This window comes from Mesorhizobium yinganensis (genome assembly GCF_040081985.1).
Classification (GTDB): Bacteria; Pseudomonadota; Alphaproteobacteria; order Rhizobiales; family Rhizobiaceae; genus Kumtagia; species Kumtagia yinganensis.
The window spans coordinates 58,685-83,414 of sequence record NZ_JBEBMH010000011.1 but is presented as its reverse complement, the minus strand read 5'-3'; the positions used below and the strand labels follow the sequence as shown (position 1 = coordinate 83,414).

Here is a 24,730-nt window from a genome sequence, read left to right as displayed (position 1 = left end):
GATAGTTTGTTCTAATGCCCGCAATTGACGGCTTCGGAACCATTTCCGGCCGCGACGGTTTTTCCGCATGGCTTTCTTCATCTCCAACGGCACGAAACTCGGATGGGCGGCAGCCTTAGCCGCGCTGGCCGTTTCGGCGGTGGCAATAACCGCCGGGAGCGCCTCGCCAAGCGGCTTCGACCGTCCGGCGGCGTCGGTTCCGCTGGAGGAGGATTTTGGCAACATCGATGCCTCGCCGAATTCCGCGGATGTCGGCCAGCGCTTCGCGGACGCGCCCTACGGGGTCGACCCGGTCGTAACTGGGCCCGTCAGCACCGCCTTCAAGCAGCAACGCGAAACGGCGAGATGCGACGACGCGGTCTGGCCGAACGTTCCGGCAGCCTGCTACCCGGACTGACGCTTACGCCAGTCCGCGCTTGGCCATCATCGCCTCGGCCGTCGGCATCTTTCCACGGAACGCCCTGTAGAGGTCCTCGGGATCCTTCGACCCGCCTGCGGCATAGATGTTCTTGCGCAGCTTCTCAGCCAGTGCCGGATTGAAGACGTCGCCCGTCTCCTCGAAGGCGGCGAAGGCGTCGGCGTCCAAAACCTCGGACCACATGTAGGAATAGTAGCCGGACGAATATCCGTCGCCGGCGAAGACGTGTTGGAAATGCGGCGTGCGGTGCCGCATGGCGATGGCGTCCGGCATTTCCAGTTGCCGCAGCGTCTCCGCCTCGAAGGCGAGCGGATCGGCGGGCGCGTCAGGCCGAGCGTGATAGGCCATGTCGACCAGCGCGGAAGACGTGAATTCCACCGTGGCGAAACCGGCGCCGAAGGTCTTGGCCGCAAGCATCTTGTCGAGCAGTTCCTTCGGCATCGGTTTGCCGGTCCTGTAGTTGAGTGCGTGTTTCTCCAGAACCTCGGGCACCGTCAGCCAGTGTTCATAGAGCTGCGACGGCAGTTCGACGAAGTCGCGGCTGACAGAGGTTCCCGCCACCGAAGGCCATGTCACCTCGGTCAGTATACCATGCAGCGCATGGCCGAACTCGTGGAACAGGGTCTTGGCTTCGTCGAGCGACAGCAGTGCGGCTTCGCCAGCCGGCGCCTTGGCGAAATTCATGATGTTGTAGATGATCGGGCTTGAACCGTTGCCGAGCTTGTATCCCGACTGCAGCGCGCTCATCCATGCGCCCGAGCGTTTCGAGGGCCTGGCGAAATAGTCTGCCAGGAACAGGCCCAGTTCGCTGCCGTCCTTGCGCTTGATCCTGAAGGCGCGAACGTCGTCGTGCCACGCCTTGATGCCCTTTTCCTCGACGAAGGAAAGGCCGAACAGTTTTCCCGCCACGTCGAAACAGGCGTCGATGATGCGCTCCAGTTGCAGATAGGGTTTCAGCTCCGCCTCGTCGAAGGCGAATTTTTCGGCGCGCAGCTTCTCTTGATAGTAGCGCCAATCCCAGCCGGCGATGACCTCGTTGCTGCCGGTCGCGGCTGCGATGCGCTGCAATTCAGCCTGGTCGCCTGCAGCCTTCTCGCGGGCTTTTTGCCATACCGGATCGAGCAGGCCGTGGACGTTTGCCGGCGTCTTCGCCATGGTGTCGTCGAGTTTCAGAGCGGCAAAACTGTCGTAGCCGAGCAGCTTCGCCTTCTCCGCCCGCAGCGCCAAGGTTTTGGCGACAACGGCGCAATTGTCGGTCTCGCCGCCATTTTCGCCCCGGCGGATGAACGCCTTCCAGGCCTGCTCGCGCAGGTCGCGCCGCGCCGAATAGCTGGTGAAGGGCTCGTAGATCGAACGCGACAGGGTCACGGCATAAAGGCCCTTGCGGCCGCGCGCTTCCGCCGCCTGCCCCATTGCGTCGCGCAGGAAGGCGGGGAGCCCGTCGAGGTCGCCCTCTTCGAGGAACAGCACCCACTCCTTCTCGTCATGAAGCACATTCTGGCCGAATTTTGCGCCGAGCGAGGCAAGTTCCTCGTTGATATCAGCCAACCGCTTCTTGCCTTCGGGGTCGAGCCTTGCGCCGGCGCGGACAAAATTCTTCCAGCTCTTTTCGAGAACACGCAGCGTTTCGGCATCGAGGCCGAGCTTTTCGCGCTGCGCGTAGAGCGCGTCGATGCGCGCAAACAGCTTTGCGTTCATCGAGATCGCCGAAAAATGCCGCGCCATTTTCGGCGCGATGTCGCGCTCCAGAGCCTGGATCGTATCGTTGGTGTGGGCGCCGGCCCGACACCAGAAGATGGATGAGACGCGGTTAAGCGCGTCGCCACAAAGTTCCAGCGCGGCAAGAGTATTATCGATCGTCGCCGGCTTGGCATTGCCGGCGATGGCGTCGATCTCGGCCTCATGTGCCTTCAGGGCCGCCTTGAATACCCCAGCGAAATCGCCGTCGCCGATCCGCGAGAAATCCGGCAGGCCAAGCGGACCTTCCCATTTCGTCAGCGGATGGTTGTCCATATCCACGGCGGTTTCGGTCGTCATGCGAAAATTCTCCTCGGAGCGAAGCGCATCCGATGTAGGGCCGCGCCGAGGGCGGTGCAACCGTATTGACGGCGCCAGTCCTTATCTCTAAGCAAGCCTGATAATAAGCAGGACTTACTATTGATGCGGAAACGAACCGACGCCGACAATGTGGGCTTCCTTGTCGCTGATATAACACGGCTGATCCGTTCCGAGATGGACAGGCGCATCACCGAGGAAGGCATCGAGGTCAGCCCCGCCGACGTGAGGACGCTCAGCCATGCGGCGCGCTGCGGCGCGCTGCGCCAGAACCTGCTCGCCGAACGCATCGGCGTGGAAGCCATGACGGTCAGCGCCTCGTTGGATCGGCTCGAGGCGATGGGGCTGGTCGAGCGGCAGACCGACAGCGCCGACCGCCGCGCCAAGCTGGTGCATGTCACGGCCGCCGGCGAGGTGATGCTCGACCGCATCCAGCCGATCGGTGCCGCTCTGCGTGCCGACGTGGCCCGTGGGATCCCGCCCGACGATTGGCGGATTTTTCTGGATTTGCTGAAGCGTGTGCTGGCCAATCTGACGGCGGCGCGCGAACAGGCCCGCAAGGAAGGCGCCGCGGCATGAACATGCAGGCAAACGTGCGTTCCGCGCCGGTGATGAGCGAACGGCGCGTCAGTCTGATCGGCGCGGTGCTGGTCGCCATCGGTCCGATGTCGATGGCGCTCTACACACCGGCCATGCCGGAGATCGTGCATGCCTTTGGGACCACCGAGGCGGCGGTCAAACTGACCCTGTCGTTATATTTTGCCGGCTTCGCTGTGGCCCAATTGATCTGCGGCCCGCTGTCGGACGGTTTGGGGCGCAAGCCCGTTACCTATGCCTTCATGAGCATCTTCCTCGCCGCTTCGCTTATGGCGATGCTGGCGCCGACGGTCGAACTGCTGATCGCGGCGCGTTTCCTGCAAGGCGTCGGCGCGGCCGTGGGCTGGGCTATCGCGCGTGCCGTGGTGCGCGACCTGTTCACCAACGAACGTTCCGCCCGCATCATGAACCTGATGGGCCTGATCCTTGCCGCTGGTCCGGCTTTTTCGCCGACGCTGGGCGGGATCACCATGGAACTCGCCGGCTGGCATGCGATCTTTGTGCTGATGTTCGTCGTGGCGGTGGTCATCGTGCTGATCGTGCGTTTCGCCATGGTCGAAACGGTCGAGCGCGACTTGTCGCGCATCCGCCCGAAGGCGTTGCTCGGTTCGTACCTCAAGGTGCTCTCCAGCCCCTATTTCGTGCTGTCCAGCGTTGTACTGGCCGGCAGCGTCGGCACTATCTACACGCAGGCGACGATCCTGCCGTTCATCCTGATGGACCGGGTCGGCTTGACGCCCAGCCAGTTCGGCATCGGCATGCTGATGCAATCCGGTTTTTATTTTGCCGGCTCATTGGTGGTGCGTCCATTGCTCGGCCGTTACGGTGCGTTCCGCATCGTGCCCGTGGGCCTTGCTTTCATCGGCCTCGGCAGCGCCGCGACCGCGATCGGACTGCATCTGTTCGAGCCTACCTTCCTGCTGGTGATGGGGCCGGTGGCCTTCTTCTCGTTCGGGCTGGCCTTCGTGCTGCCCGCCATGTTCACCCCGACGCTCGCGCCGTTTCCCAACATTGCCGGCGCCGCATCGTCGATGAGCGGCTTCGTGCAGATGGGCGGCGGCCTCGTCGGCGGGCTGGTGTGCGCTTCCATCGGCGAGCCGGTGGTGGCGATGGCCACCGTGATCCCGGCCATGGGGCTGATCGGCATACTCGCTTGGTTTGCCTGGCACAGGCTCCCGAAACCCGCGGCCGCCAACAAGGTGCATGCCCCGCCTGAGCAGCCCCTTCAGTAGGATTCGCAACTCTCGGCGATCGCGTCCTGACTGTTTTCCAGGATCAGGCCCGCCTCGATGCGAAAATTCTCGCGCAGCAGCACGTCATTGGCCGGAAAGTCGTAGCAGGCAATCACCGTCGTCACGGCGCCGTCGCCGCTTTCGATCCGATGGCGGATCGTCGCGCCCTTGACGGCTGCCTCCCATTCGTCGAGTGAATCCACGAATTCCGCCTTCGTCTGCTCGATGCCGAGGTCGCCGAGCCTGATCCTTGCATTTGGGGCAAGCAGGCTTTCGAGTTTGCTTCGGTCGGCGACAGCAAGTGCCGCGTACCATTCCTCGACCACCGGCCGCTGTGCCAGGACCGGGGTGAATCCTCCGTAGAGAAGGAGCGCCATGCCGGCCAGGGCACTGAAAGGCCTTCCAAGCGCCGCGCGGCCTTGCATCAGTCGATGTCGGGGCGCTGGAAGTCGCCGGTCTTGCGGTTCATCACCCAAAGCTCGCCGCTCGATATGTCGAACCAGGCGCCGGAGAGCGTGATCCGCCCCTTGCCTTCGAGGATGCTGATGCACGGGAAGGTCCGCAGATTGGCGATCGAATAGCGGATGGAGATGCGCTCCAGCGAGGTCTGGCGCTCGCTCGCTGTTGAAAGCGCGTTGCTGGTGACGGATTCGGCCGCCGGCCCGAGCAGGCTCATCCATTTTCCGATGAAATCACCCGGCGACAGCGGCTCGGCAGCGGGCGACAACGCCGCGCGGATGCCGCCGCAGCGGCCGTGGCCGATGACCACGATATTTTTGACCTTCAGCACCTGAACGGCGAATTCGAGCGCCGCCGAGGTCGAGTGGAACTCTCCGTCCGGCGCGTAGGGCGGCACCAGATTGGCGACGTTGCGCACCACGAAAAGTTCGCCCGGCCCGGAATCGAAGATGACTTCGGGTGCCGCGCGCGAATCGCAGCAGGCGATCACCATCGTCTCCGGCGATTGCCCCTCGCGCGCCAGCGTCCGCCACCTGCCCGTCTCCGCGGCATAGCGCCCCTTCATGAAGCTGCGATAGCCGGCGACGAGGTGGTCTGGAAGATCGGTCATGGATTTTACCTAGCGCCGATCACGGGCACTGATCAATGTGCAATTCGCTGCACCGCAGCAAATTGCCGCTCGCTCAAGCCCAAATGGCGATGGGAATGCCATATTCGTCGGTTCCCGGCGGGTTCGGGAACGGCTGCGCCTCGCCCCGCGCGTGCCGGGCTGCGATCAACAGCATGGCGGCGGCGTCGAGAAAATCGTCTTCGCCAGCCCCGCGCGGCGGAGCGTCGAGGAATCCGCGCTCCAGCCCGTGCTCTGCCAGCAGCGCCTTGCGCTCCTCCATCCCTGGCGGGTTGATGCGGCCCTTTACCTTCTTCGGGAGCGTCATCGCCTGCTTGCCGTTGAGCCGCCAGAACGCCAGCTCCGGATGCGATTCGATCACCCGTGCGCGCAGGTCCGGCCTGTCGCGCAGCAGCCCGTCCAGTTCGCGGATTTTCGAGAAGATCCCGAACGCCTGGATCGACACGCCGCGCGGCGGTTCCGACGTCTCGCGTGCCACGGCACTGGCGACGCGGTGCGCGTCGTACCAGCGCTCGATCGTCGTGAACGGTTCGTCGGCCGCATAGACCGCCGCTCTCGACGGGATGGAGAACACGCTGGACTGCCGCTGTCCGAGGAAGCGCCTCACCAGCGCTTCCGGTCCGCGTCCGCCATGATGCGTGAAATCGGGCAGGCCGATCGGCATGTCGACAGCCACCACGGCATCGCCGGCCAACCCGGCCAGCAGCCGCCCGAATGTCGGACAAACTTTGACGGTCGGGCCCTCGCCCAGCCGAAGGATGACCGCGACCCAGCCCGCCTTGCAGCCGTCGACGCCGGCTATGTCGACGGAAGCGGCGAGCGGGGGATGCATGGTCCATTGCACCCCGAACAGGATCTACGCCCGCCTGTCGCGGCCGGGATGTGTCAGATGCCGCAGATGCACCATCGCCATCGGGTGCGACAGGCTCTGCGCGTCGGTCTCGATCTGCAATTCGTCGGCGCCACGTTTTGTCGTGCGGGCAAGGATCTCGAAGACCGAGGCGGTCGTCGATTGCAGCGCCTTGCCGGCCGGCTGGCCGGCGAGCAGGCGCGCCAGGAGCACCGCCGCCGTCAGGTCGCCCAACCCGTTCGGCGGCTTGTCGATCGCCCGGTGTTCGGCCAGCAGCGCCTCCGAGCGCGTCAGCATCAGATTGCCGATGCCGCCCGCCATGAGCGCCGGCGCCGACGTGACCAGCATGGTCGGCGGCCCGGCCTCCATCGCCGCCGCCATCACCGAGCGCAGATCGTCGAGTTTTTCTCCCGTCATCCATTCCAGTTCGTAGCGGTTCGGCGTGGCGATGTCGGCCATCGGCACCAGCACGTCGCGTAATGCCTCGGCAAGCCCCTGCGGCACATAGAGGCCGCCCATGTCGCCCATCACCGGATCGCAGACGTAAAGTGCGCGCGGGTTTTTGGCCCGCACCGCCGTCACCAGCGACGCCACCGCGTCGGCCTGCCTGATATCACCGAGATAGCCGGAGAGCACGCCCGCCACTTCGCCCAGCCAGGGCGAGGATTCCAGGTCCTTCATCAGCGCCGCGAATTTTTCCGGCTCCGGCACGATGCGCGTCGCGCGTCCATGTCCGGGATGCCAGGGCAGGATGACGGTGGGCACCGCCCAGACCGGAAAACCCAGGGTCTCCAAGGCAAACACCGACGCGCGGTTGCCGACGGAACCCCGCGCCACATGGCTCGAAATGACGATGACGGCGCGCGGCGTCTCCGGCTGTTCGGTATTCATGATGCCTCAGAAGTTCCACATGATGTAGACGACGACCCAGACCATCACCGCCACGGTGATCGCCACGCTGAGCAGACGGCCGATACGAATCCCCAGCCTCTCGACCGGGTCCGGGCGATCGTCGGCTCCACGACCGGTGGTTGCGCCATCCGGCTCGGCCTCGCCGGCGACACGGGCCAGAATCCGCCTGGATTCGTCCGTCCGCTGGCTGTCTCCGTCGCTGGGCACGCGATCCCCTCGGGCATGGCTTCGAGCAGTCCGCCTATCACACGGCACGGCGCGCGTCCAAGGGCGAAGCCGGCTGCCGGTTCCTTTGCACCGCGAATATGTTAAATCTCCGCCGTCAATCCGTTGTCGAGGGGCTAAAATGACTTCCCTGACCATCGCGCCGACTGCCCGCGGGGCTTTCCCCTTCTTCCTTCTCGCCGTGCTTTTGCCGCTGCTGTCGGCTTGCGGCTACAACACCATCCCGACCGCCGAGGAAAAGGCCAAGGCCGCGTGGAGCGAGGTGCTCAACCAGTACCAGCGCCGCGCCGATCTGATCCCCAATCTCGTCGAGACCGTGAAGGGTTACGCCGCGCATGAAAAGGACACGCTGGAGGCGGTGGTCGAAGCCCGCGCCAAGGCGACGCAGGTCACGGTGACGCCCGAGACGCTCTCCGATCCCAACGCCTTCAAGGCGTTCCAGGACAACCAGGCGGGTCTCACCAGCGCACTGTCGCGGCTGCTCGCCGTGGTTGAAAACTATCCGGATCTCAAGGCCAACCAGAATTTCCTCGGCCTGCAGGCGCAGCTCGAAGGCACCGAGAATCGCATCGCCGTGGCGCGGCGCGACTACATCGAGACAGTGCGCGAGTACAACACCACGCTGCGCACCTTCCCCTCGGTGATCTGGGCGACGCTGTGGTTCACCGACAGCAAGCCGTTCCAGAATTTCACGGTGGCAGAAGACAAGATGGAGCCGCCGAAGGTGGATTTCGGGACGAAGCAGGGCGGATAATCCAGGCCGTGGCGAAGGGCGCGGTGTTCCCCCTCCCCCTTGAGGGGAGGATGGCCGCGAAGCGGCCGGGAGGGGTCGCTGCTGCAGTGCTCTACCTTATTTTCTTCAAAGCGAATAAGGCCCCTCGCACTGCCGCGCTGACCCCTCCCACCTCGCTTCGCTCGGCACCTTCCCCTCAAGGGGGAGGGATAGCTGCGCTCGTCCTCGTCCTCGTCTTATTGTGCCTTCCCGCCCTCGCCGCCGACCTCCCCAAACTTACCGGCCGCGTCGCCGACACCGCCGGCATGATCGACCCGGCGACGGAAACGGCGCTGTCGCAAAAACTCGAAGCCTTCGAGAAAAAATCCTCCGACCAGATCGTCGTCGCCACCGTCGACAGCCTCGACGGCGAGGCCATCGAACCCTATGCCAACCGCCTGTTCCGCGCCTGGGGCCTCGGCCAGGGCGGCGAGAACAACGGCATCCTGCTGCTGGTCGCCAAGGCCGACCGCAAGATGCGAATCGAGGTCGGCTATGGGCTGGAAGGCACGCTCACCGACCTGCATTCCAAACTTATCATCGAGAACACCATGGTGCCGGCCTTCCGCGCCGGCGATTTTTCCGGCGGCATCTCGCGCGCCGTGGACGACATCATCATGGTGCTGGAAGGCAACGCGGCGGAACTCGAGGCGCGGGCAAAACGCAATCCCTCCGCCGACAACGCCTTAGAGGACGTCGACTGGATATTTGTCCTTTTCATCGCGCTGTGGGCGACGATCTTCCTCGGCGGCATGGCGATGGCGATCCTGCCGCCGATCTTCGGCACGAAAATCGGCCCCAACCGCTACCGCTGGCTGGGCATGGACATCACCGTGGGCGGGCGGTCGTCGCGCGGCGGCTGGTCTTCCGGCAGTTCCTCCGGCGGCTGGTCCTCCGGCGGGGGAGGGTGGTCGTCGGGCAGCAGCGGCGGCGGCTTTTCCGGCGGGGGAGGCTCCTCCGGCGGCGGCGGCGCCTCGGGGAGCTGGTGAGATGACCAGAACCCTCGGCGCCCCCGACCACCACCGCATCGCCGATGCCATCCGCGCGGCGGAAGCAAAAACATCGGGCGAGATCTACTGCGTCGTGGCGCGATCCAGCGACAGCTATTTTTATCCCTCGGCCTTCTTCGCCGCGCTCGCGGTGATGGCCGTCAGCCTCGCCGCCGCCTTCGCGCTCGAATATTGGTGGGTGTCGATCCGCCTGCCCGTCTTCTGGGCCGCCGTGACGCTCGCACTCGCCTCCTGCTGGCTCGTCCTGGCACTTGCGCCGGGCATCCGCATGCATTTCGTGCCGCGCGGCCTGCGCTACCGCCGCGCCCATGACAACGCCCTGAAACAGTTTTTGGCACGCAATGTCCATATCACGGCGGAACGTACCGGCGTGCTGATCTTCGTGTCGCTGGCCGAGCGCTACGCCGAGGTCGTCGCCGATGCCGGCATCAACGCCAAGGTGCCGCAGCAGACCTGGAACGGCATCGTCGCCGAGCTCGTCGGCCATGCACGCTCCGACCGGCTGGCGGACGGTTTCGTCGCCGCGGTGGCCACCGCCGGCGCGCTGCTGGAAATCCATTTTCCGCGCCGCGCCGACGATGCAAACGAGCTGCGCGATCATCTTGTGGAAATCTGAACGGCTTTTTCCCTGCTTCCGCAGCGGCATGGTTTCTGTCGCTTGCAATGGCGGGCCGGCGTTCTAAACTCGACCCCCATGACTACGCTCACCATAGACATCCGCAGGGCCGAACCGCGCGACGCCGAGGCGATCGCCGAGGTTCACCACGCCGCGTGGATGGGCGCCTATGCCGGCATCATCCCGCACAAGGCGCTGACCAAGATGGTCAACCGGCGTGGCCGCGACTGGTGGGCCAACGCCATCCGCCGCGCCGCGACCGTCATCGTCGTCGAGATCGGCGGCGAGGTCGCGGGCTACACGACGATCGGCCGCAACCGCGCCCGCGAGCTGCCGCAGCAGGGCGAGATCTACGAACTCTACCTCAAGCCGGAATATCAGGGCGTCGGCCTCGGCAGCCGGCTGTTTTCGGTCGCCCGAAAGAAGCTGGCCGACCACGGTCTCAAGGGGCTGGTCGTCTGGGCGCTGGAGGAGAACCAGAATGCCGTGGCGTTCTACCAGGGCGCGGGCGGGCGCGACGTCGCCGAGGGCGTGGAAGTGTTCGACCAGAAGGCGCTGAAGAAGATCGCCTTCGTCTGGGAGTGACGGCGGGCCAAACGCCGTAGGATCGACATAAGCGGCGAAGGTGTCGCCGGCGAGGATTTCATACGCCCAGCAATGAATCGGCGAGCGCGGTTCGCGGCAGTCGTTGCGGAACCGTGTCGACGAACGTCACGGTCTCATCGAGCGGCGCCCGGCCCGTGCGGATGTAAGGCTCCGCGACATCCTCGTAACCGATCGACATGCCGCAGAAAAGCATCAGCCCTTCGGGCGGCAACAGTATCTCCGCGACGGTCTTGCGATACACCGACCATGCCATCTGGGTGCAACTGTGCAGCCCCTCGGCGCGCAGCAGCAGCATGATGGTCTGCAGATACATGCCGACGTCGGACCATTGGGGCCTGCCAAGGTCACGATCGATGAAGCAGAACAGGGCAGCGGGCGCGCCGAAACAGTCCCAATTGGCGGAAGCGGCCCTCTGGCTTGCCTCCCAGTCGCCATCCGCGATGCCGAGAGCGCTGTAGCGCTCATGGCCGAAGCGGGACCGGCGCTCGCGGTAGGGGGACTCCAATTCGGCGGGGTACATCTCGTATTCACGTTCGTCCCAGGGGTCGCGCGCGGCCACTCGCTTGCCCGCGCGTTTCTTCAGTTCTGCCAGCGGCGCGCCAGTCACCACATAGATGTTCCACGGCTGGATATTCGATCCGGAGGGCGCCCAGGACGCGGCGGACAGCACGCGCTCCAGCAGGTCCTTCGGAATGGGCCGGTCAGTGAACTTGCGCACGGCCCGCCGGGTCATGACCGCCTCATATACGTCCATGATCGCTCACCTTCCGGTTGCCAAGCTCCAGCAACCGAAAAGTATCAAAATCGGGATGAGCCGGTCCATTCTGCGCATCGTCAGCCCCGGCACACCATTTGGTCAGACGAAGTCATCCCAACGTCCAGCCGACCCGAATGAGCAGTTTATTTGGTCAGTTCTTGATGATTGGAGTTGGATGTACGTGTCTGGACGACTGGCCGCCGGGCAACTGCTGCTATCGGCTGCTGGTGTTTTTCCCGCCAGGCGGCCGGGCTGAGCGCCGTAACCCTTTTGAACTCGCGGTTGAAGTTGGATTTCGTCTGAAACCCCGCCTCGAACATCGCCGAGGTGACCGAAATATCGGTCTCCCGCAGCAGCCGGCAGGCTTCGGCGATCCGGTGGTCGTTGATGTATTGCGATACGTTCTTGCGTGCCAGCCGGTTGACCGCGCCGGAAACTGTTCTCGCCGGAACGCCAAGGCGCCGCGCCAGCCGGGCCAGCGTCAGATTGTCGTCGCGGAACAGTTTTTGCTCAATGATCAGGCCGTCGAGGCGATCGAGGATCTCGCGGTCTTGCGCGGTCAGCGCTGCATGGTCGGCTGCCTCCGGCGCGGCCGGCGGAACTGCCCGGGCGCGGGCCGCGACGCGGGCCGTGAGGCCGATCAGAAGCAGTTCCAGCAGATTGGCGTTGGTGACGATCAGCGCGGCGTTCGCCCCTTTGCTCCATTCGAAATCGGTCACGACGGCGAGGTCGACCAGCGCCGACAGCAGCAGCGACGCGGCAGCGACAAAAAGAGCGCGATGCGCCGCCACCGCCCCGTCGAAACGCGCCTCGTCCAGCCCGTCGGGGCCGCCGCGCCCTAGGCCAAGTACGGCTAGCGCATAACCGACGAACAGCGCGATCAGTGCGAAATCGATCAGGCCGGGAGCAAGGAGCAGCAGCGCGAGGATGCTAAGCGGCGGCGTCAGGTGGAGCCAGCGCGTCCATTTCGTCTCGGCCTGGTCGCGGTGCACGAGGCTCCGGAAACTTTCGAGCACCAGCGGCGGCAGGCAGGCCGCCAGCACCGGCAGCACATAGCGCAGTTCCGTCACGCCATATCCCCAGCGCAAGCCCAGGATGGTCGATTGCACCGCGCACAGGGCGACGAGCGCCAGGAACGGCTGATTGCCCCGCCAGTGGTCCAGATTGCGCAGCATGACCGCGAGCAGGATCGAGAGCAGCAGCGCGACCACGAAGGGCAGGGGGACGAAGATCAAGATGGATTTCCCGTGGCGGAATCGATCGGCAGATCATGGTCCGGATCGCGATCAGGGGCGACCTGAATCGCGATTGAGGACGCGGCCCACGGGAGGCGGTGCGATTTGAGCCCATCCCTTCAACCGTGAGAGTCCCATGAACGCTATCCAAAAACTCTCCGTCCTGCCGGCCCTCCTCGGCGCCATGGCCTCGCCCGGTCCCTCGCTCGCGGCCGAGGTCGGCGTGCGTGAGATCGCCGTCGCCGGGCCGGAGCGCGGACGCGATCTTTCAGTGACCGTGTGGTATCCGGCCCAGGCAGGAGGCAATGCCGTCCTGGTCGGCGACAATCGGGTATTTATAGGCTCGCCCGCGTTCGCCGAGGCGCCGGTCGCCAGCGGGCGTCGTCCGCTGGTCGTGCTGTCGCATGGCTCGGGCAGCCGGGTCCAGGGAATGGCCTGGCTTGCCACGGCCCTGGTGAAGGCCGGTTTCGTCGTCGCCGGGCCGAACCATCCCGGCACCACCAGCGGAGACTCGACCCCAGCCAACACTCCGAAAATCTGGGAGCGCGCCGGAGATCTTTCCGCCGTCATCGACCGGCTGGCCGCCGACGCGCAATGGAGCGGCAGCATCGATGCCCAAAACACCGGCGTCGTCGGTTTTTCGCTTGGCGCCGCCGCCGCCATGGAGATTGCCGGCACGCGCGCCGATCTCGAAGCCTATGCGCGCTATTGCGACGCCTACACACTATGGGATTGCAAATGGTTCGCCGGCGGCATCGGTTATGTGAACGACGAGCAGGTCAAGGTCGACAAGCTCGACTTGCGCACCGTCAACAAGGCGCGCTTCGAGCAGTCAAACGTCGACCCCCGCATCAAATCCGCCGTGCTGGTCGATCCCGGCCTTGCGCAGGCCTATGACGAGGAAAGCCTGAAGCGGATCGCCATCCCGATGACCTTCATCAATCTCGGCGATGCCGGAACCGTTCCGCCGGGTGTCATCGCCGACAGGCTTTCGGCGCTGACGCCGCATGGATCCTATGCCACGGTCAAGGGCAGCAACCACTACAGCTTCCTGCCGGAATGCAAGGAGGGTGCGGCCGAGATGCTCAAGTCGGCGGGCGAGGTCGATCCGATCTGCGAGGAAAGCGGGCGGCCCCGCGCCGACATCCACGCCGAGCTGGAGACGCTGATCGCCAGCGCCCTCCGGCGCACGCTGGGAGGCCAAGGCGAATGACGTCGCACCGAGGCTCTTGCCCGTAGCCGCGTGCGGCGCTCCGCCGGCGGCCGCGGGTCGTATGCAAAGCGCAACATCCCATTGCCTCGCGAGGACGAGCCGGCTATCGGTCACGCGACAGCAAGGGGAACCAAGCCATGCGCATAGAAGCCATTCCGACCGGCAAGAATCCGCCAGAGGATGTCAACGTCATCATCGAGGTGCCGGTCGGCGGCGAGCCGATCAAATACGAAATGGACAAGGAGGCCGGCACGCTGTTCGTCGACCGGTTCCTCTACACGCCGATGCGTTATCCCGGAAACTACGGTTTCGTGCCGCACACGCTGTCGGGCGACGGCGACCCGATCGACGTGCTGATCTGCAATACGCGCGAGCTCATTCCCGGCTGCGTCATCAATGTCCGCCCGATCGGCGTACTCCTGATGGAGGACAATGCCGGCGTCGACGAGAAGGTCATCGCGGTGCCGTCCGCGCATCTCACCAAGCGTTACGAGAAGGTCAGGAACTATACCGACCTGCCGCAGATCACGCTCGACCAGGTCGCGCATTTCTTCGAGCACTACAAGGATCTCGAGCCCGGCAAATGGGTCAAGATCGGCGGCTGGCACGATGCCGAGCGCGCCCGCGAGATGATCGTCGAGGCCATAGAGCGGGCCAAGGTCGCCTAGCGGCGTCGCCGGTCAATTCTCCTGCCGGTCGAATTCCGGCAGGGCCACCTCGCCGCTGACCACGACGCGCTCATCGGCGCCGCAGGCAAAGTCGTGCGCCTGCTCGTCGGCGATCTTTCGGGCCGTCTCGTTCGCCTTCGGATTGCCGCTGGCGACGACCAGCCCGATCGTGCAGCCTTCGCCAACGCCGATCTGGCCGACCTTCTCTATGACCAGCACTTCGGTCTTCTTGTCGCTGTCTTCCGGGTCGTTGCTGACGAACCAGCGATGGATCACCGCCACCGGCACCTCGCGCGCGCCATCCACCTCGATGCGCCATTCGATCTTCGGCCCGGCGGAATTGAACGCGGAGAAACTTTCCCAGACAGGCTCGGCGCCCGAAGGCGGAAAACCGTAGAAGATGGATTCGCGCAGGTCGCCGACGTAGAAGATCACCGGATAGCCGCGCCAGCCCGCGCAGACGAGATTGGCGAAGTCGCCGCCTTCCTGGGTGACCGAAAAGGTCGAGCAGGTTTTTTCGAAATCGATGGCGGTGTATTCGCTTTTCATGTCAGTCGCAGCCGCCGGTTCACCGAGGGCGGCAAGCGCCAGGAGGACGAGAAGGTTTCGCATGGCCGTCATCCCGCGTCCGGTCGAATAAGCGCGAGCCTAAAGCAAGCTGGCCGGGAAGGAAACCGGACGGACGGACCGCTGGCGTCGGCGCGGCATGCCGGCGGCGGGGAGGCGGGCGGCGTTGTCAGCCCGGAAACGCCGAAAAAGCCTGTCACGGCAAGTCCGCGAGGGGTCCGCGTCAGGTCAACACGCCTTTCCGCGCCGCAGTTCTAAGCTATCCCTTTGAAATGGCTTTATCTTCCGCACTTGACGCACTGCCGGCGTCTGTCGTCCGCAGTACCCCGACCGCGCCGGCGTCCCGGTTAAAACTCAATCAGGACAAGGGTTTGGACAGCGCGGCCAGGCTAGCGGCAAGCGAGGACTGTCCCGCGTCGATCCGCACCGTCTTCAGACGCGACGTATGGCCGGCCCGCACCGAAACCTTCGATCGGGCAATGCCGAAATGCCCGGCAATCAACTGCTCCAGGGCGGCATTGGCGGCGCCATTTTCTGGCACCGCGCGGACTTTTGCCGCCAGATAGGATCGGCCGTCCGCAGCCGTCTCGACCCCGCCGATCCGGTCTGCGGACGCTTTCGGCGTAAGCCTCACGAACAGCTCCAGACCGCCGTCGCGCTCACGATAAAACGCAGTCATTCCAATACGTTAATAAAAATACGGAGCAATGTTGTTGGCTAGGAAGAGACGCAGGAAATAAATGATCAGGAGCACGATGATCGGCGAGATGTCGATGCCGCCGAGGTCGGGCAGCATGCGCCGGATCGGCGCTAGAACCGGCTCGGTGACTTTGAACAGGAATGTGCCGATGGTGTTGACGAACTGGTTGCGCGAATTGACGACATTGAACGCATAGAGCCAGGAGAAAATCGCCGAGGCGATCAGAAACCACCAATAAATTCCGAGGGCTAGGTCCACCGTCTGGATGAGGGCGAGCATAAAGATCTCCTTTGATCCGTCGACATGTAGCCATTGGCCGGATTGGCGACAAGCCGTTTCCGCCGGCTTGCGCGGTAGCAAGTAGCCCAACTGCCCGCAACGCCGCACAAAACGCCCGTCATCCTGCTTGACAGGCGATGCCCTGCCTGCACATAACACCGCCATTCGCCGAACGGGGCTGTAGCTCAGCTGGGAGAGCGCGTCGTTCGCAATGACGAGGTCAGGGGTTCGATCCCCCTCAGCTCCACCATTCGGCGGCCAAGCTATTGATAATTCACAGTTTTTTGGTCGCAGCCGACCCGGCGTTTTCTTCCCCTTCGCGGACTTGCCGCGCTGCCGATCTATGCCTGTTCCGGCCCGACGCGGCGGGCCCGCGCCGCGCCACCGCGTGAGCGCGAAGCACTGTGCTTGACGCCACCGAACATTCATGTCGTAACCCGGCGAAACGGACCGGGGACGGATGGAGACGGAACCAGCGATTTCGCCAGACGAACGCAGGCACGGCGTGCTCGAAAAGCTCGCCGGCCGGTCGGTCGTGTTCGTCGGGCTGATGGGCGCCGGCAAGACGGCGATCGGCCGCAAGATCGCGGCGCTGCTCGACCTGCCGTTCATCGACAGCGACCAGGAGATCGAGCAGGTGTCGCGGATGACCATTCCCGAACTGTTCGAGCGATATGGCGAGCCGGAGTTCCGGGCGCTGGAGCAGAGGGTCATCCAGCGCGTGCTGGAGACCGGGCCGCAGGTGCTGTCGACCGGCGGCGGGGCCTTCATGAACGCGCAGACGCGGGGACTGATCGCAGCACAGGCGGTGTCGATCTGGCTGAAGGCAGACCTGGACGTGCTGTTCGCCCGCGTGGCCAAGAAGCAGAACCGGCCGCTGCTGAAGACCGACGACCCGAAGGCCACGCTTCGCCGGCTGATGGACGAGCGCTATCCGATCTATGCCGAGGCGAACGTGACGGTCTACACACGCGACGAACGCAAGGACGTGATCGTCGGCGAAGTGCTGGACGCTCTGGCCGGCCATCTGGGGCAGGGAACATCGAATGACGGCTGAAGGCATCGAAACGGTAAAGGTCGCGCTCGGCGAGCGCGGCTACGACATATTGATCGGTTCGGGCATCCTGGATCGCGCCGGCGCGGAGATCGCCGCCCGCCTGCCGGGGGTACGCGCGGCAATCGTCACCGACGAAAATCTTGCTGGCCACCACCTCACGCGCCTGACGGCCAGTCTGGACAAGGCGGGCATCAAGGGAACCCCGATCGTGCTGCCGCCCGGTGAGAAGACAAAGAGCTTTTCGGCCTTGCAGGAGGTTGTCGACAAGGTGCTGGAGGCGCGGCTGGAGCGCGGCGACGTCGTCGTTGCGCTCGGCGGTGGGGTGATCGGCGACCTTTCCGGCTTCGCGGCAGGGATCGTCAGGCGCGGCATGAATTTTGTACAGGCGCCGACCTCGCTGCTGGCGCAGGTGGATTCATCCGTCGGCGGCAAGACCGGCATCAACACGGCGCGCGGAAAGAATCTTGTCGGCGTGTTCATGCAGCCGAAGCTGGTGCTGGCCGACACCGACGTGCTCGACACCCTGCCGGAGCGTGAGTTCAGGGCGGGTTATGCGGAAGTCGCCAAATATGGGCTGATCGACCGGCCGGAATTTTTTGCCTATCTGGAAAACAACTGGCGCCAGGTTTTTGCGGGCGGGCCGGCGCGCACCTATGCGATCGCCGAATCCTGCCGCGCCAAGGCCGACGTGGTGGCGCGCGACGAGTTCGAGACCGGCGACAGGGCGCTGCTCAATCTCGGCCACACGTTCGGCCACGCGCTGGAGGCAGCGACACACTATGACGGCGCACGGCTGGTCCACGGCGAGGGCGTGGCGATCGGTATGGCGCTGGCGCACCGTTTTTCCGCCCGCATGAACCTTTCAAGCCCGGACGATGCTGCGCGTGTCGAGGCGCATCTGAAGGCGGTTGGGTTGCCCTGGCGCATATCCGGCATTCCGGGCGACCTGCCGGACGCCGACGGGCTGCTCGGTTATATCGCGCAGGACAAGAAGGTGACGCGCGGCGCGCTGACCTTTATCCTGACGCATGGCGTCGGAAAATCCTTCATCGCCAAGGATGTTCCAGCGTCTGAGGTGCTGTCGTTCCTCAAGGAGCAACTGGGGGGATGAACGAGCCGGAACTGCTGGCCGGAATCGTGATCGGGGCAGGTGGGGCGCTGCTCATTGTGCTGGCCGGGTGGCTGCTGCGAAAAGTCTTCACCGTCGCGCTCAGCCGCAGAAGGCCCGAGCCGCAGCCGCCCGAGGAACCCGCAATTTCCGAGGAAGAGGCACGCAAGGAGGCGGAAGCGGCCAAGCAGGACCGCGCCCGGATGGATGCCGTGCGCGACCTGCACGAGCTCGAAGTGTCTGATGTGATGGTGCATCGCACCGACATGCACTCGATCAATGCCGACAATCCGACCGAGGCGATCGTGCGCGAGATCATCCGGAGCCCGCATACGCGCATGCCGTTGTGGCGCGGCTCGCTCGACAACATTGTCGGCGTCGTCCATGCGAAAGACCTCGCGCGGGCGCTGAGCGAGGCCGGCAACGATTTTTCGCAGATCGACATCATGAAGATCGCGGCGAAACCCTGGTTCGTGCCTGACACCACCTCGCTGAAGGACCAACTCGACGCCTTCCAGCGGCGCAAGGCGCATTTCGCCATCGTGGTCGACGAATATGGCGAGGTGGAAGGGCTGATCACCCTGGAGGACATCATCGAGGTGATCGTCGGCGACATCGCCGACGAACACGATATCGATGTGCAGGGCGTCAAGCAGGAGGCCGATGGCTCGGTCGTGGTCGACGGATCGGTGGCAATCCGCGAACTGAACCGCGCGCTGGGCTGGGAACTGCCCGACGACGAGGCCGTGACGATCGCCGGGCTGGTCATTCACGAGACGCAGTCGATCCCAGAGGAAAAGCAGTCCTTCACCTTCCATGGGAAACGCTTCTTCGTGATGAAGCGCGAGAAGAACCGGATCACGCGGATCAGGATCAGGGCCGCCGCCGCGCAGCTCAATCAGGCGACGTGACCGTCGCCTGAGGGGCGGACGTCCTCAGATCACCTCGAAATCTCCGGCCGTCATGATGAAGCCGTTGTCGATATGGGCGAACAGCACACGCCCGCCCGAGCCTGAACCATTGCTGTCGTAGAAGAGGTTGCCGGTGTCCTGGTCGTAGAGGATGCGGTCGTCGGCGTCGACGGCGGCGACGTTGAGGTTCTTGAACAGTTCGGTCGCCAGAGGGCCCGTGGCGGTGAGCGCGGTGAAATAGGCGTTCTCGAGCTGGATCGTGTCGGGGCCGCCGAAGTCCTTGATCGTGTCGACGTTGGTGGTGCCGTTGAGATCGGAATTAAAGACGAATGTATCGGCCCCGTTGTTGCCGTAGAGCGTGTCGTTGCCGCGATAGCCCTTGAGAATGTCGGCGCCTGCTCCGCCGGAAATGACATCGTTGGTGGCGTGGGAGCCGTTGAGCGAATCGTTGTAGTTCGAACCCACCAGGCGCTCGACGGACTCATACGTGTCGCCGGCCGCGTCGCCCTTGTTGATCGAAGGGTTTGCCAGGCTGGCGACGACACCCTGCGTGGCGGTCGCATAGGAGGCGGTGTCGGTGCCGGTGCCGCCGGCGAGAAAGTCCGCGCCGGCGCCGCCGATCAGCGTGTCGTTGCCGGCATCGCCGAACAGATCGTCGGCTCCGGCAAGGCCGAACAGGGTGTCGTTGCCGGAGTTGCCGTTGAGCGTATCGGCCGACAGTCCGCCCGTGAGGGTGTCGACCGCCGCGCTGCCGTTGAAGGTCCAGGCCTGGCCCTCGATGAAGGTGCGCAGCGTCGCGGCGTTGCCGTAGACGAAGAGGCTGTAGAAGTCGTTGACCGACTGGCTGAGCCCGCTGATCTCGACCACCGGATAGCCTTCCCCGGTGACGATCCGATAGCCGGTGACGGTGCCGGCATTGTAGGGATACCATTCCTCGTCGTCATAGTATCCTTGAAGACCGACGCCGATCACTTCGAGATGAACGCCTGATAACGAGAAGATGCCGGGGCCGTAGTTGAAATAGGTCGAATCGCCGGCGAAAGTAGTCTGGTTGGAGCGTGTGGTGATGTCTGTAAACAGCGTCTCCGGATTGCCGGGCGAGAACTGCGTCATGGTGGGCATAAATCATCTCCATTGCGACTGCGGGTGCTTTGCATCCAAGTATTTTCCCTCGCGGCCACGATGGACCGGGCGGTGGCATGACGCAAGGCCGTCGCGGTGATGGGGCTTCGAAAGTCCTGTGCCTGCCGCGTCCTCTACGAGCGGCAGTTTCATCGCCTGGCTGGGCAGGGCTGAAACCGTTCCCGCGCTTTGCAAGTATGACGTTTATCGGTTGACAAATTCCGTATAAATGGTTGTAGTTCCGAGAAATCCGCGGAGGTGTACATGGCAATTGAAATTGTCGAAAGTAATCTCATCGGCAAGGAAATACAGATTTATCTTGGCGGCGTAGATTTCGACGCCGACGCTACTCCCTATCATGTGATAGGTGCCCTCCTTGTGGAGGATATCCGCGGTGGGCCGGATGACGACACACTGAACGGCGGTGGATATGACGACACCATCTACGGAGAAGATGGCAACGACACGATCAACGGGTTGCTCGGCAACGACACAATCTACGGCGACGACGTAACAGAAGGTCCCGGAGACGGCAGGGACTATCTGCGCGGCTACCATGGCAACGATGTTCTCCATGGCGGCGGCGACAACGACCGGCTCTATGGCGAAAAGCACAACGACCAGCTTTTTGGCGGCAGCGGCAACGACATGCTCAACGGGGGCGAAGGCAAGGACGCCCTGGACGGCGGCAGCGGCGTCGATACGGCATCCTACAGCACTCCCGGCGAAGGTCCCGTTGTCGCGAGCCTGGCCAACGCATCGATCAACACGGGGCCGGCCGCGGGCGACACCTATGTTTCAATCGAGAACCTGATCGGGTCGTGGTACGGCGATCATCTCAACGGAAACCACGCCGCCAATTCCATCAACGGCGGCCGCGGCAACGATTACCTGAAAGGATACGGCGGAAACGATCTCCTGACCGGAGGCAGCGCGCAGGACGTCTTCATCTTCAACTCGACGCTGGACGGCGCCAACAACGTCGATACGATCACCGACTTCGGCGATGACGACCACGGCGCCGATCCCGGTAACTATACGTGGGACGACGCCATCTGGCTCGACGACGCCGTCTTCACCGCGCTGTCGCCCGGTGCCCTCGCGGCGACGGCGTTCAAGGACCTGGCGGATGGCGCCAAAGACGCCGACGACCGCATCGTCTACAATTCGGCCACCGGCAATCTCTATTACGATGCCGACGGATCCGGAGCCGCGTTCGGCAACATCAAGTTTGCCACTATGGCCAATCTGGCAGAGCTGACGGCGGTGGATTTTTTGGTGATCTGACTGAGGTCTGTCGATATTCGGTTCAGCTTGGCCGGAAGCGCGCAGGTCCTTGCAGGCCATCTGCGGGACCGGTGCTCTGATAGCGCCGCGAAGGCCCTTGCGCTCGCGCCGCAAGGCCTTAGAGGACATTCAGCGGCGGCAGGGCTGATATGAGCGAAGACATCTACGATGCGCAATTCGTCAAGGGCGTCTTCGACCGCTGTTCCGGCAAATACATCTGGTTCAGCTTGGTTTGTTCGTTCGGTTTTACCGAACGTTGGCGCCAGCAATGCGTGGGCATGTTGCCGGACACGATTGCCGCCGGTGCGACCGGCTACGACCTGATGGCTGGAACCGGCGAGGTCTGGCCGCATCTGTTGAAACGCTTTCCCGACATCGACGCCATCATTGCCGTCGACATTTCGTCTGGAATGCACCAACGCGCCATGCAGCGCTTGCACGCGCATCGCGCCCACCGCATCGCCTTCATCGAGGACGATGTGCTGAAAAGCGATCTTCGGGAAGCGAGCGCCGACTTCGTGATCTCCACCTTTGGATTGAAGACGTTCAATCCGGAGCAGCACCGCCGGTTGGCGAAACTGATTGCGCGCTGCCTCAAGCCGGGCGGCGTGTTCTCCATGGTCGAGGCCTCCGATCCCAAAGGCTGGTGGCTGCGGTCGCTCTACCTGTTCCACCTGAAAGTGGTGTTGCCGACGATCGAGCGGATTTTCCTGCGCGGCGCACAGGATTTCGCGATGATCGGCACCTACAGCACCAATTTCGGGGACGCCTCGGCGTTCGCCGGGATGCTGCGCGAGGAAGGGCTGGAGGTCGAATACAGACGGCTGTTTTTCGGCTGTGCCACAGCCGTGGCAGGGCGGAAGCCGAAACACGCCTAGGGAAGCGGCGCTGCGGCTATGCTTGATTGAGTAGCGGCTCGCGCGGCCGGTCAGCCGGGCACGGCAGTGGGTGCGGCCGGGATTGGGCCGAACGGCATGGTGAAGACCGTGCCGCCGATGCCGTCGGCGATTGCCGGCGCGAAGTCGAGCGGCGTGCAGTTCTCGACGGCGGAGATGGCCGCGTCGATGAATTGCTGGCGCGCCGCCTCGTCCCCCTCGACCTTGATTTCGGTGGGCTGCGGCGGCCCGATCAGCGTGCCGTCGCGCTTGAAGCTGAAGCTCAGCGTCACCGTCGAATTGCCGCTGCCGGGCGGCTGGGTCCAGCAGGCCGTGAGCGCCGCACCGACCTCGTCCATCGTCTCCAGCGGCTCGGCATTCGCCTGCATGGCCGTGCCGATCGCCAAGGCCGCGGCCAAGGTCAGGCTTGTCGCGAGATTTTTCATGACAGGTCCCTCATGCTCCCCGACGGGCAACCGGCGGGCGGTTGCCGATCATATCAAACCGTGCCGCCGTCCGGAACGCCAGCAGCGATTTTCCGGCGCGTCTTTTTCACGCTGGTTACCGGTGCCGCCTTCCGCATCGGCTTGCGAACGCAGGGTTCTCGGATAGCATGGCGCGGAAGCGGCGAGCAGGCATTTTGCCATGGCCGCATCGGGGAGGATCCATGAATTTTCTCAGCCTGATCACCGGGTCGTTCGCCATGCCGGCGGCGGAGAACCCGACGGTGGCGATGATGGACGCGGCCTATGCGCATCATGGCCTCGACGCCCGCTACATCAATTGCGAGGTGGCGCCGGAAAGGCTCGGCGACGCGGTGCGCGGCGCGCGGGCCATGGGCTGGGCCGGCTTCAACTGCTCGCTGCCGCACAAGGTGGCTGTGATCGACCATCTGGACGGGCTGGGCGAGTCGGCCGAGATCATGCAGGCGGTCAATTGCGCGGTGCTTCGACAGGGAAAGCTGATCGGCGAGAACACCGACGGAAAGGGCTTTCTGAAGTCGCTGCTGGAGGTGGCCGATCCCAGCGGCAAGGCGATCGTCGTGTTCGGGGCGGGCGGCGCGGCGCGCGCCATCTGCGTGGAATTGGCGTTGGCCGGCGCGCGCTCGATCAAGGTGGTCAACCGGGGACGCGAACGCGGCGAGGAACTGGCGCGACTGGTCGGCGAGCGCACGGGCGCGGTGGCCAAGTTCCTGCCGTGGGAGGGGAATTTCGCTGTTCCGGCCGGCACCGACATCATCGTCAACGCCACCTCGATCGGCCTTTATCCGGACATCGATGCGCGGCTCGACATCGATCTCGACACACTGCAGCGCGGCATGGTGGTGGCCGACCTCATCCCCAACCCGCCGCGCACCCGTCTCGTGCGCGACGCCGAAGCGCGGGGCTGCACGGTGCTGGACGGGCTGGGCATGCTGGTCAACCAGGGGGTGATCAATATCAAATACTGGACCGGCGTCGATGCCGACGCCGGCGTGATGCGGAGACGGATCGAACAGATTTTCGGCGCGTAGACGAGGACACGCCTTACGCCGCCGGCGCCAGCCGCCTCCTGCGCCGGTCGTGGAGCACAATGGCGAGGCCGCTGCCCACCACCAGCACGATGCCACAGAGCGCCAGCATGTTCGGCAGGTGGCCGAAGACGACGAGGCCGGAAATCACCGCCCAGACGGTGAAGCAGTAGTAGAGCGGCGCGACCGCGCCGGTCGGGCCGACGCGGTAGGCCATGAAGATGAAGAAATGGCCGAAGATCAGGAAGAAGCCGGCGCCGGCAAGAAGCAGGATATGCAGCGGGTCCGGCATCAGCCATTCCTCCAGCGCGACATGCGCGATCGCGGCGGCGATCAGCACGACGACAACCGCCGACATAGCGACGATCATGCCGGGGATGTGTCCGGCGATGCGGCGGCCGGCGAGGTCGCGCACGGCGCAGAGCACGGCGTTGGCAATCGCCAGGACCGCGTAGATCGATATGCCCTGTCCCGAGGGCTGGGCGATCATGAGGGCGCCGGCGAAGCCGAGCCAGATCGGCGCCATGGCCAGTCCCGAGATCCTTTCGCCGAATACGAGAGACGCGCCGAGCAGCACCACCAGCGGCGTGATCTGGCCGAGCGCGGTAGCGTCGGCGATGGGCATGTTGGCGAGCGCGACGACGAAGCAGAGGATGGCGACCGTCTCGCAGAGGTTGCGCATCAGCACCCGGCCCTCGAACATCAGTGGCAGGCTGCCGCGATAGCCAAGCACGAGCAGCAGCGGCATCCCCCACAGGAAGGCGGCGATGCCGCGCATCATCAGCACCTGGTAGGGCGGCAGCGCCTCGGTCGCCACCTTCATCATCGTGTCGTTGACGACATAGGAGCAGGTCGCCAGCACCATGAATAGCGGGCCGCGGAAAGGATGGGATTGCAGCGACATGGCGTGAAATCGGCCCGGAAAGGTTGCGCGCCGATTTCAACCGGTTCCCGCTGACAATCAAGGCATAGGCCCGGCGAGAAGATGATCCAGTTGCGATGCTCATCTTTTCTAAACCCAGCCGGTGCATCATGCCCGCAGCCACGGCGGGGAGTACCGC

29 protein-coding genes and 1 tRNA gene are annotated in these 24,730 nt (G+C 64.3%); 16 read left to right on the top strand and 14 right to left on the bottom strand.

All coding sequences use genetic code 11. The features are described from left to right. The first annotated feature begins 67 nt into the window (after positions 1 to 67). Complete coding sequence (locus ABMA59_RS20300; RefSeq protein ID WP_349007201.1) at positions 68 to 397, top strand: hypothetical protein; 330 nt, start codon at positions 68 to 70, stop codon at positions 395 to 397. Positions 398 to 400: 3 nt separating this feature from the next. Here ABMA59_RS20300 and ABMA59_RS20295 read toward each other — a convergent pair whose 3' ends face one another. After that, positions 401 to 2,455: a M3 family metallopeptidase gene (locus ABMA59_RS20295; protein ID WP_349007200.1), complete on the bottom strand. Its 2,055-nt coding sequence runs from the start codon at positions 2,453 to 2,455 to the stop codon at positions 401 to 403. A gap of 123 nt (positions 2,456 to 2,578) precedes the next feature. Here ABMA59_RS20295 and ABMA59_RS20290 point away from each other — a divergent pair, with 123 nt between their 5' ends. Both ABMA59_RS20290 and ABMA59_RS20285 read left to right on the top strand, forming a co-directional pair. Next, entirely contained in the window at positions 2,579 to 3,052 is a 474-nt protein-coding gene (locus tag ABMA59_RS20290; RefSeq protein ID WP_349007199.1) for a MarR family winged helix-turn-helix transcriptional regulator, read from the top strand. Next, on the top strand, positions 3,049 to 4,302 hold the full coding sequence (locus tag ABMA59_RS20285) for a multidrug effflux MFS transporter (protein ID WP_349007198.1): 1,254 nt from the start codon (positions 3,049 to 3,051) through the stop codon (positions 4,300 to 4,302). The genes ABMA59_RS20290 and ABMA59_RS20285 overlap by 4 nt, the downstream gene beginning before the upstream one ends. Here the strand turns inward: ABMA59_RS20285 and ABMA59_RS20280 are convergent. The 5 genes from ABMA59_RS20280 to ABMA59_RS20260 all read right to left on the bottom strand — a co-directional run bounded on the left by ABMA59_RS20280 (position 4,296) and on the right by ABMA59_RS20260 (position 7,358). Further along, positions 4,296 to 4,727 (bottom strand): nuclear transport factor 2 family protein, encoded by a 432-nt coding sequence (locus ABMA59_RS20280; RefSeq protein ID WP_349007197.1) that lies wholly within the window; start codon positions 4,725 to 4,727, stop codon positions 4,296 to 4,298. The two genes, ABMA59_RS20285 and ABMA59_RS20280, sit on opposite strands and share 7 nt — an antisense overlap. Beyond that, positions 4,727 to 5,371, bottom strand: coding sequence for a carbonic anhydrase (locus ABMA59_RS20275; protein ID WP_349007196.1), 645 nt, complete (start codon positions 5,369 to 5,371; stop codon positions 4,727 to 4,729). The genes ABMA59_RS20280 and ABMA59_RS20275 overlap by 1 nt, the downstream gene beginning before the upstream one ends. A 73-nt stretch (positions 5,372 to 5,444) precedes the next feature. Beyond that, the gene (locus ABMA59_RS20270; RefSeq protein ID WP_349007195.1) at positions 5,445 to 6,221 is read right to left on the bottom strand and encodes a DUF429 domain-containing protein; all 777 of its coding nucleotides are present in this window, start codon (positions 6,219 to 6,221) and stop codon (positions 5,445 to 5,447) included. A 24-nt stretch (positions 6,222 to 6,245) separates the two neighbouring features. Then, on the bottom strand, positions 6,246 to 7,130 hold the full coding sequence (gene pdxY, locus ABMA59_RS20265) for a pyridoxal kinase PdxY (RefSeq protein WP_349007194.1): 885 nt from the start codon (positions 7,128 to 7,130) through the stop codon (positions 6,246 to 6,248). 6 nt (positions 7,131 to 7,136) lie between these two features. Next, the gene (locus ABMA59_RS20260) at positions 7,137 to 7,358 is read right to left on the bottom strand and encodes a hypothetical protein (protein WP_349007193.1); all 222 of its coding nucleotides are present in this window, start codon (positions 7,356 to 7,358) and stop codon (positions 7,137 to 7,139) included. Positions 7,359 to 7,497: 139 nt separating this feature from the next. Here ABMA59_RS20260 and ABMA59_RS20255 point away from each other — a divergent pair, with 139 nt between their 5' ends. The 4 genes from ABMA59_RS20255 (at position 7,498) to ABMA59_RS20240 (ending at position 10,359) form a co-directional block, all read left to right on the top strand. Beyond that, positions 7,498 to 8,130, top strand: a complete 633-nt coding sequence (locus ABMA59_RS20255; protein WP_349007192.1) for a LemA family protein — start codon at positions 7,498 to 7,500, stop codon at positions 8,128 to 8,130. A gap of 218 nt (positions 8,131 to 8,348) precedes the next feature. After that, complete coding sequence (locus ABMA59_RS20250; protein ID WP_349007191.1) at positions 8,349 to 9,137, top strand: TPM domain-containing protein; 789 nt, start codon at positions 8,349 to 8,351, stop codon at positions 9,135 to 9,137. Between the two features lies 1 nt (position 9,138). Next, positions 9,139 to 9,774, top strand: a complete 636-nt coding sequence (locus ABMA59_RS20245; protein WP_349007190.1) for a TPM domain-containing protein — start codon at positions 9,139 to 9,141, stop codon at positions 9,772 to 9,774. Positions 9,775 to 9,852: 78 nt separating this feature from the next. Beyond that, on the top strand, positions 9,853 to 10,359 hold the full coding sequence (locus ABMA59_RS20240) for a GNAT family N-acetyltransferase (protein WP_349007189.1): 507 nt from the start codon (positions 9,853 to 9,855) through the stop codon (positions 10,357 to 10,359). 58 nt (positions 10,360 to 10,417) lie between these two features. Here ABMA59_RS20240 and ABMA59_RS20235 read toward each other — a convergent pair whose 3' ends face one another. Both ABMA59_RS20235 and ABMA59_RS20230 read right to left on the bottom strand, forming a co-directional pair. Next, on the bottom strand, positions 10,418 to 11,134 hold the full coding sequence (locus tag ABMA59_RS20235; protein WP_349007188.1) for a nitroreductase: 717 nt from the start codon (positions 11,132 to 11,134) through the stop codon (positions 10,418 to 10,420). 146 nt (positions 11,135 to 11,280) lie between these two features. Further along, positions 11,281 to 12,372 carry a helix-turn-helix domain-containing protein gene (locus tag ABMA59_RS20230; RefSeq protein ID WP_349007187.1) on the bottom strand — a complete coding sequence of 364 codons (1,092 nt, stop codon included), beginning with the start codon at positions 12,370 to 12,372 and terminating at the stop codon, positions 11,281 to 11,283. Positions 12,373 to 12,556: 184 nt separating this feature from the next. On the opposite strand from ABMA59_RS20230, the gene ABMA59_RS20225 reads away from it, so the two are divergent. Further along, on the top strand, positions 12,557 to 13,585 hold the full coding sequence (locus ABMA59_RS20225; protein ID WP_349007286.1) for an alpha/beta hydrolase family protein: 1,029 nt from the start codon (positions 12,557 to 12,559) through the stop codon (positions 13,583 to 13,585). Between the two features lie 137 nt (positions 13,586 to 13,722). Next, positions 13,723 to 14,253 (top strand): inorganic diphosphatase, encoded by a 531-nt coding sequence (gene ppa, locus ABMA59_RS20220; protein WP_349007186.1) that lies wholly within the window; start codon positions 13,723 to 13,725, stop codon positions 14,251 to 14,253. 12 nt (positions 14,254 to 14,265) lie between these two features. Here ppa and ABMA59_RS20215 read toward each other — a convergent pair whose 3' ends face one another. From ABMA59_RS20215 to ABMA59_RS20205, 3 genes are all read right to left on the bottom strand, one after another. Then, on the bottom strand, positions 14,266 to 14,865 hold the full coding sequence (locus ABMA59_RS20215; protein WP_349007185.1) for a hypothetical protein: 600 nt from the start codon (positions 14,863 to 14,865) through the stop codon (positions 14,266 to 14,268). Positions 14,866 to 15,178: 313 nt separating this feature from the next. Next, positions 15,179 to 15,499, bottom strand: coding sequence for a DUF167 family protein (locus ABMA59_RS20210; RefSeq protein ID WP_349007184.1), 321 nt, complete (start codon positions 15,497 to 15,499; stop codon positions 15,179 to 15,181). Between the two features lie 9 nt (positions 15,500 to 15,508). Continuing rightward, on the bottom strand, positions 15,509 to 15,799 hold the full coding sequence (locus ABMA59_RS20205; protein WP_349007183.1) for a YggT family protein: 291 nt from the start codon (positions 15,797 to 15,799) through the stop codon (positions 15,509 to 15,511). Between the two features lie 174 nt (positions 15,800 to 15,973). Between ABMA59_RS20205 and ABMA59_RS20200 the strand changes: the two genes are divergently transcribed. From ABMA59_RS20200 to ABMA59_RS20185, 4 genes are all read left to right on the top strand, one after another. Next, positions 15,974 to 16,049, top strand: a tRNA-Ala gene (locus ABMA59_RS20200). A gap of 210 nt (positions 16,050 to 16,259) precedes the next feature. Continuing rightward, the gene (locus ABMA59_RS20195) at positions 16,260 to 16,856 is read left to right on the top strand and encodes a shikimate kinase (protein WP_349007182.1); all 597 of its coding nucleotides are present in this window, start codon (positions 16,260 to 16,262) and stop codon (positions 16,854 to 16,856) included. Further along, positions 16,846 to 17,967 (top strand): 3-dehydroquinate synthase, encoded by a 1,122-nt coding sequence (aroB, locus tag ABMA59_RS20190; RefSeq protein ID WP_349007181.1) that lies wholly within the window; start codon positions 16,846 to 16,848, stop codon positions 17,965 to 17,967. Before ABMA59_RS20195 ends, aroB begins: the two co-directional genes overlap by 11 nt. Beyond that, positions 17,964 to 18,875, top strand: coding sequence for a transporter associated domain-containing protein (locus ABMA59_RS20185; RefSeq protein WP_349007180.1), 912 nt, complete (start codon positions 17,964 to 17,966; stop codon positions 18,873 to 18,875). Before aroB ends, ABMA59_RS20185 begins: the two co-directional genes overlap by 4 nt. Before the next feature lie 24 nt (positions 18,876 to 18,899). Here the strand turns inward: ABMA59_RS20185 and ABMA59_RS20180 are convergent, their stop codons facing one another. After that, complete coding sequence (locus ABMA59_RS20180; RefSeq protein WP_349007179.1) at positions 18,900 to 19,997, bottom strand: calcium-binding protein; 1,098 nt, start codon at positions 19,995 to 19,997, stop codon at positions 18,900 to 18,902. Positions 19,998 to 20,261: 264 nt separating this feature from the next. Between ABMA59_RS20180 and ABMA59_RS20175 the strand changes: the two genes are divergently transcribed. Together ABMA59_RS20175 and ABMA59_RS20170 are read left to right on the top strand one after the other, a co-directional pair. Continuing rightward, on the top strand, positions 20,262 to 21,284 hold the full coding sequence (locus ABMA59_RS20175) for a calcium-binding protein (protein WP_349007178.1): 1,023 nt from the start codon (positions 20,262 to 20,264) through the stop codon (positions 21,282 to 21,284). Positions 21,285 to 21,433: 149 nt separating this feature from the next. Then, positions 21,434 to 22,162, top strand: coding sequence for a class I SAM-dependent methyltransferase (locus ABMA59_RS20170; RefSeq protein ID WP_349007177.1), 729 nt, complete (start codon positions 21,434 to 21,436; stop codon positions 22,160 to 22,162). Between the two features lie 50 nt (positions 22,163 to 22,212). On the opposite strand, the gene ABMA59_RS20165 is transcribed toward ABMA59_RS20170, so the two are convergent. Beyond that, positions 22,213 to 22,605: a hypothetical protein gene (locus tag ABMA59_RS20165; protein ID WP_349007176.1), complete on the bottom strand. Its 393-nt coding sequence runs from the start codon at positions 22,603 to 22,605 to the stop codon at positions 22,213 to 22,215. A 221-nt stretch (positions 22,606 to 22,826) separates the two neighbouring features. On the opposite strand from ABMA59_RS20165, the gene aroE reads away from it, so the two are divergent. After that, entirely contained in the window at positions 22,827 to 23,672 is an 846-nt protein-coding gene (gene aroE / locus ABMA59_RS20160; RefSeq protein WP_349007175.1) for a shikimate dehydrogenase, read from the top strand. A 13-nt stretch (positions 23,673 to 23,685) separates the two neighbouring features. Here the strand turns inward: aroE and ABMA59_RS20155 are convergent, their stop codons facing one another. Beyond that, positions 23,686 to 24,573, bottom strand: coding sequence for a DMT family transporter (locus ABMA59_RS20155; RefSeq protein WP_349007174.1), 888 nt, complete (start codon positions 24,571 to 24,573; stop codon positions 23,686 to 23,688). Positions 24,574 to 24,730: the final 157 nt, after the last annotated feature.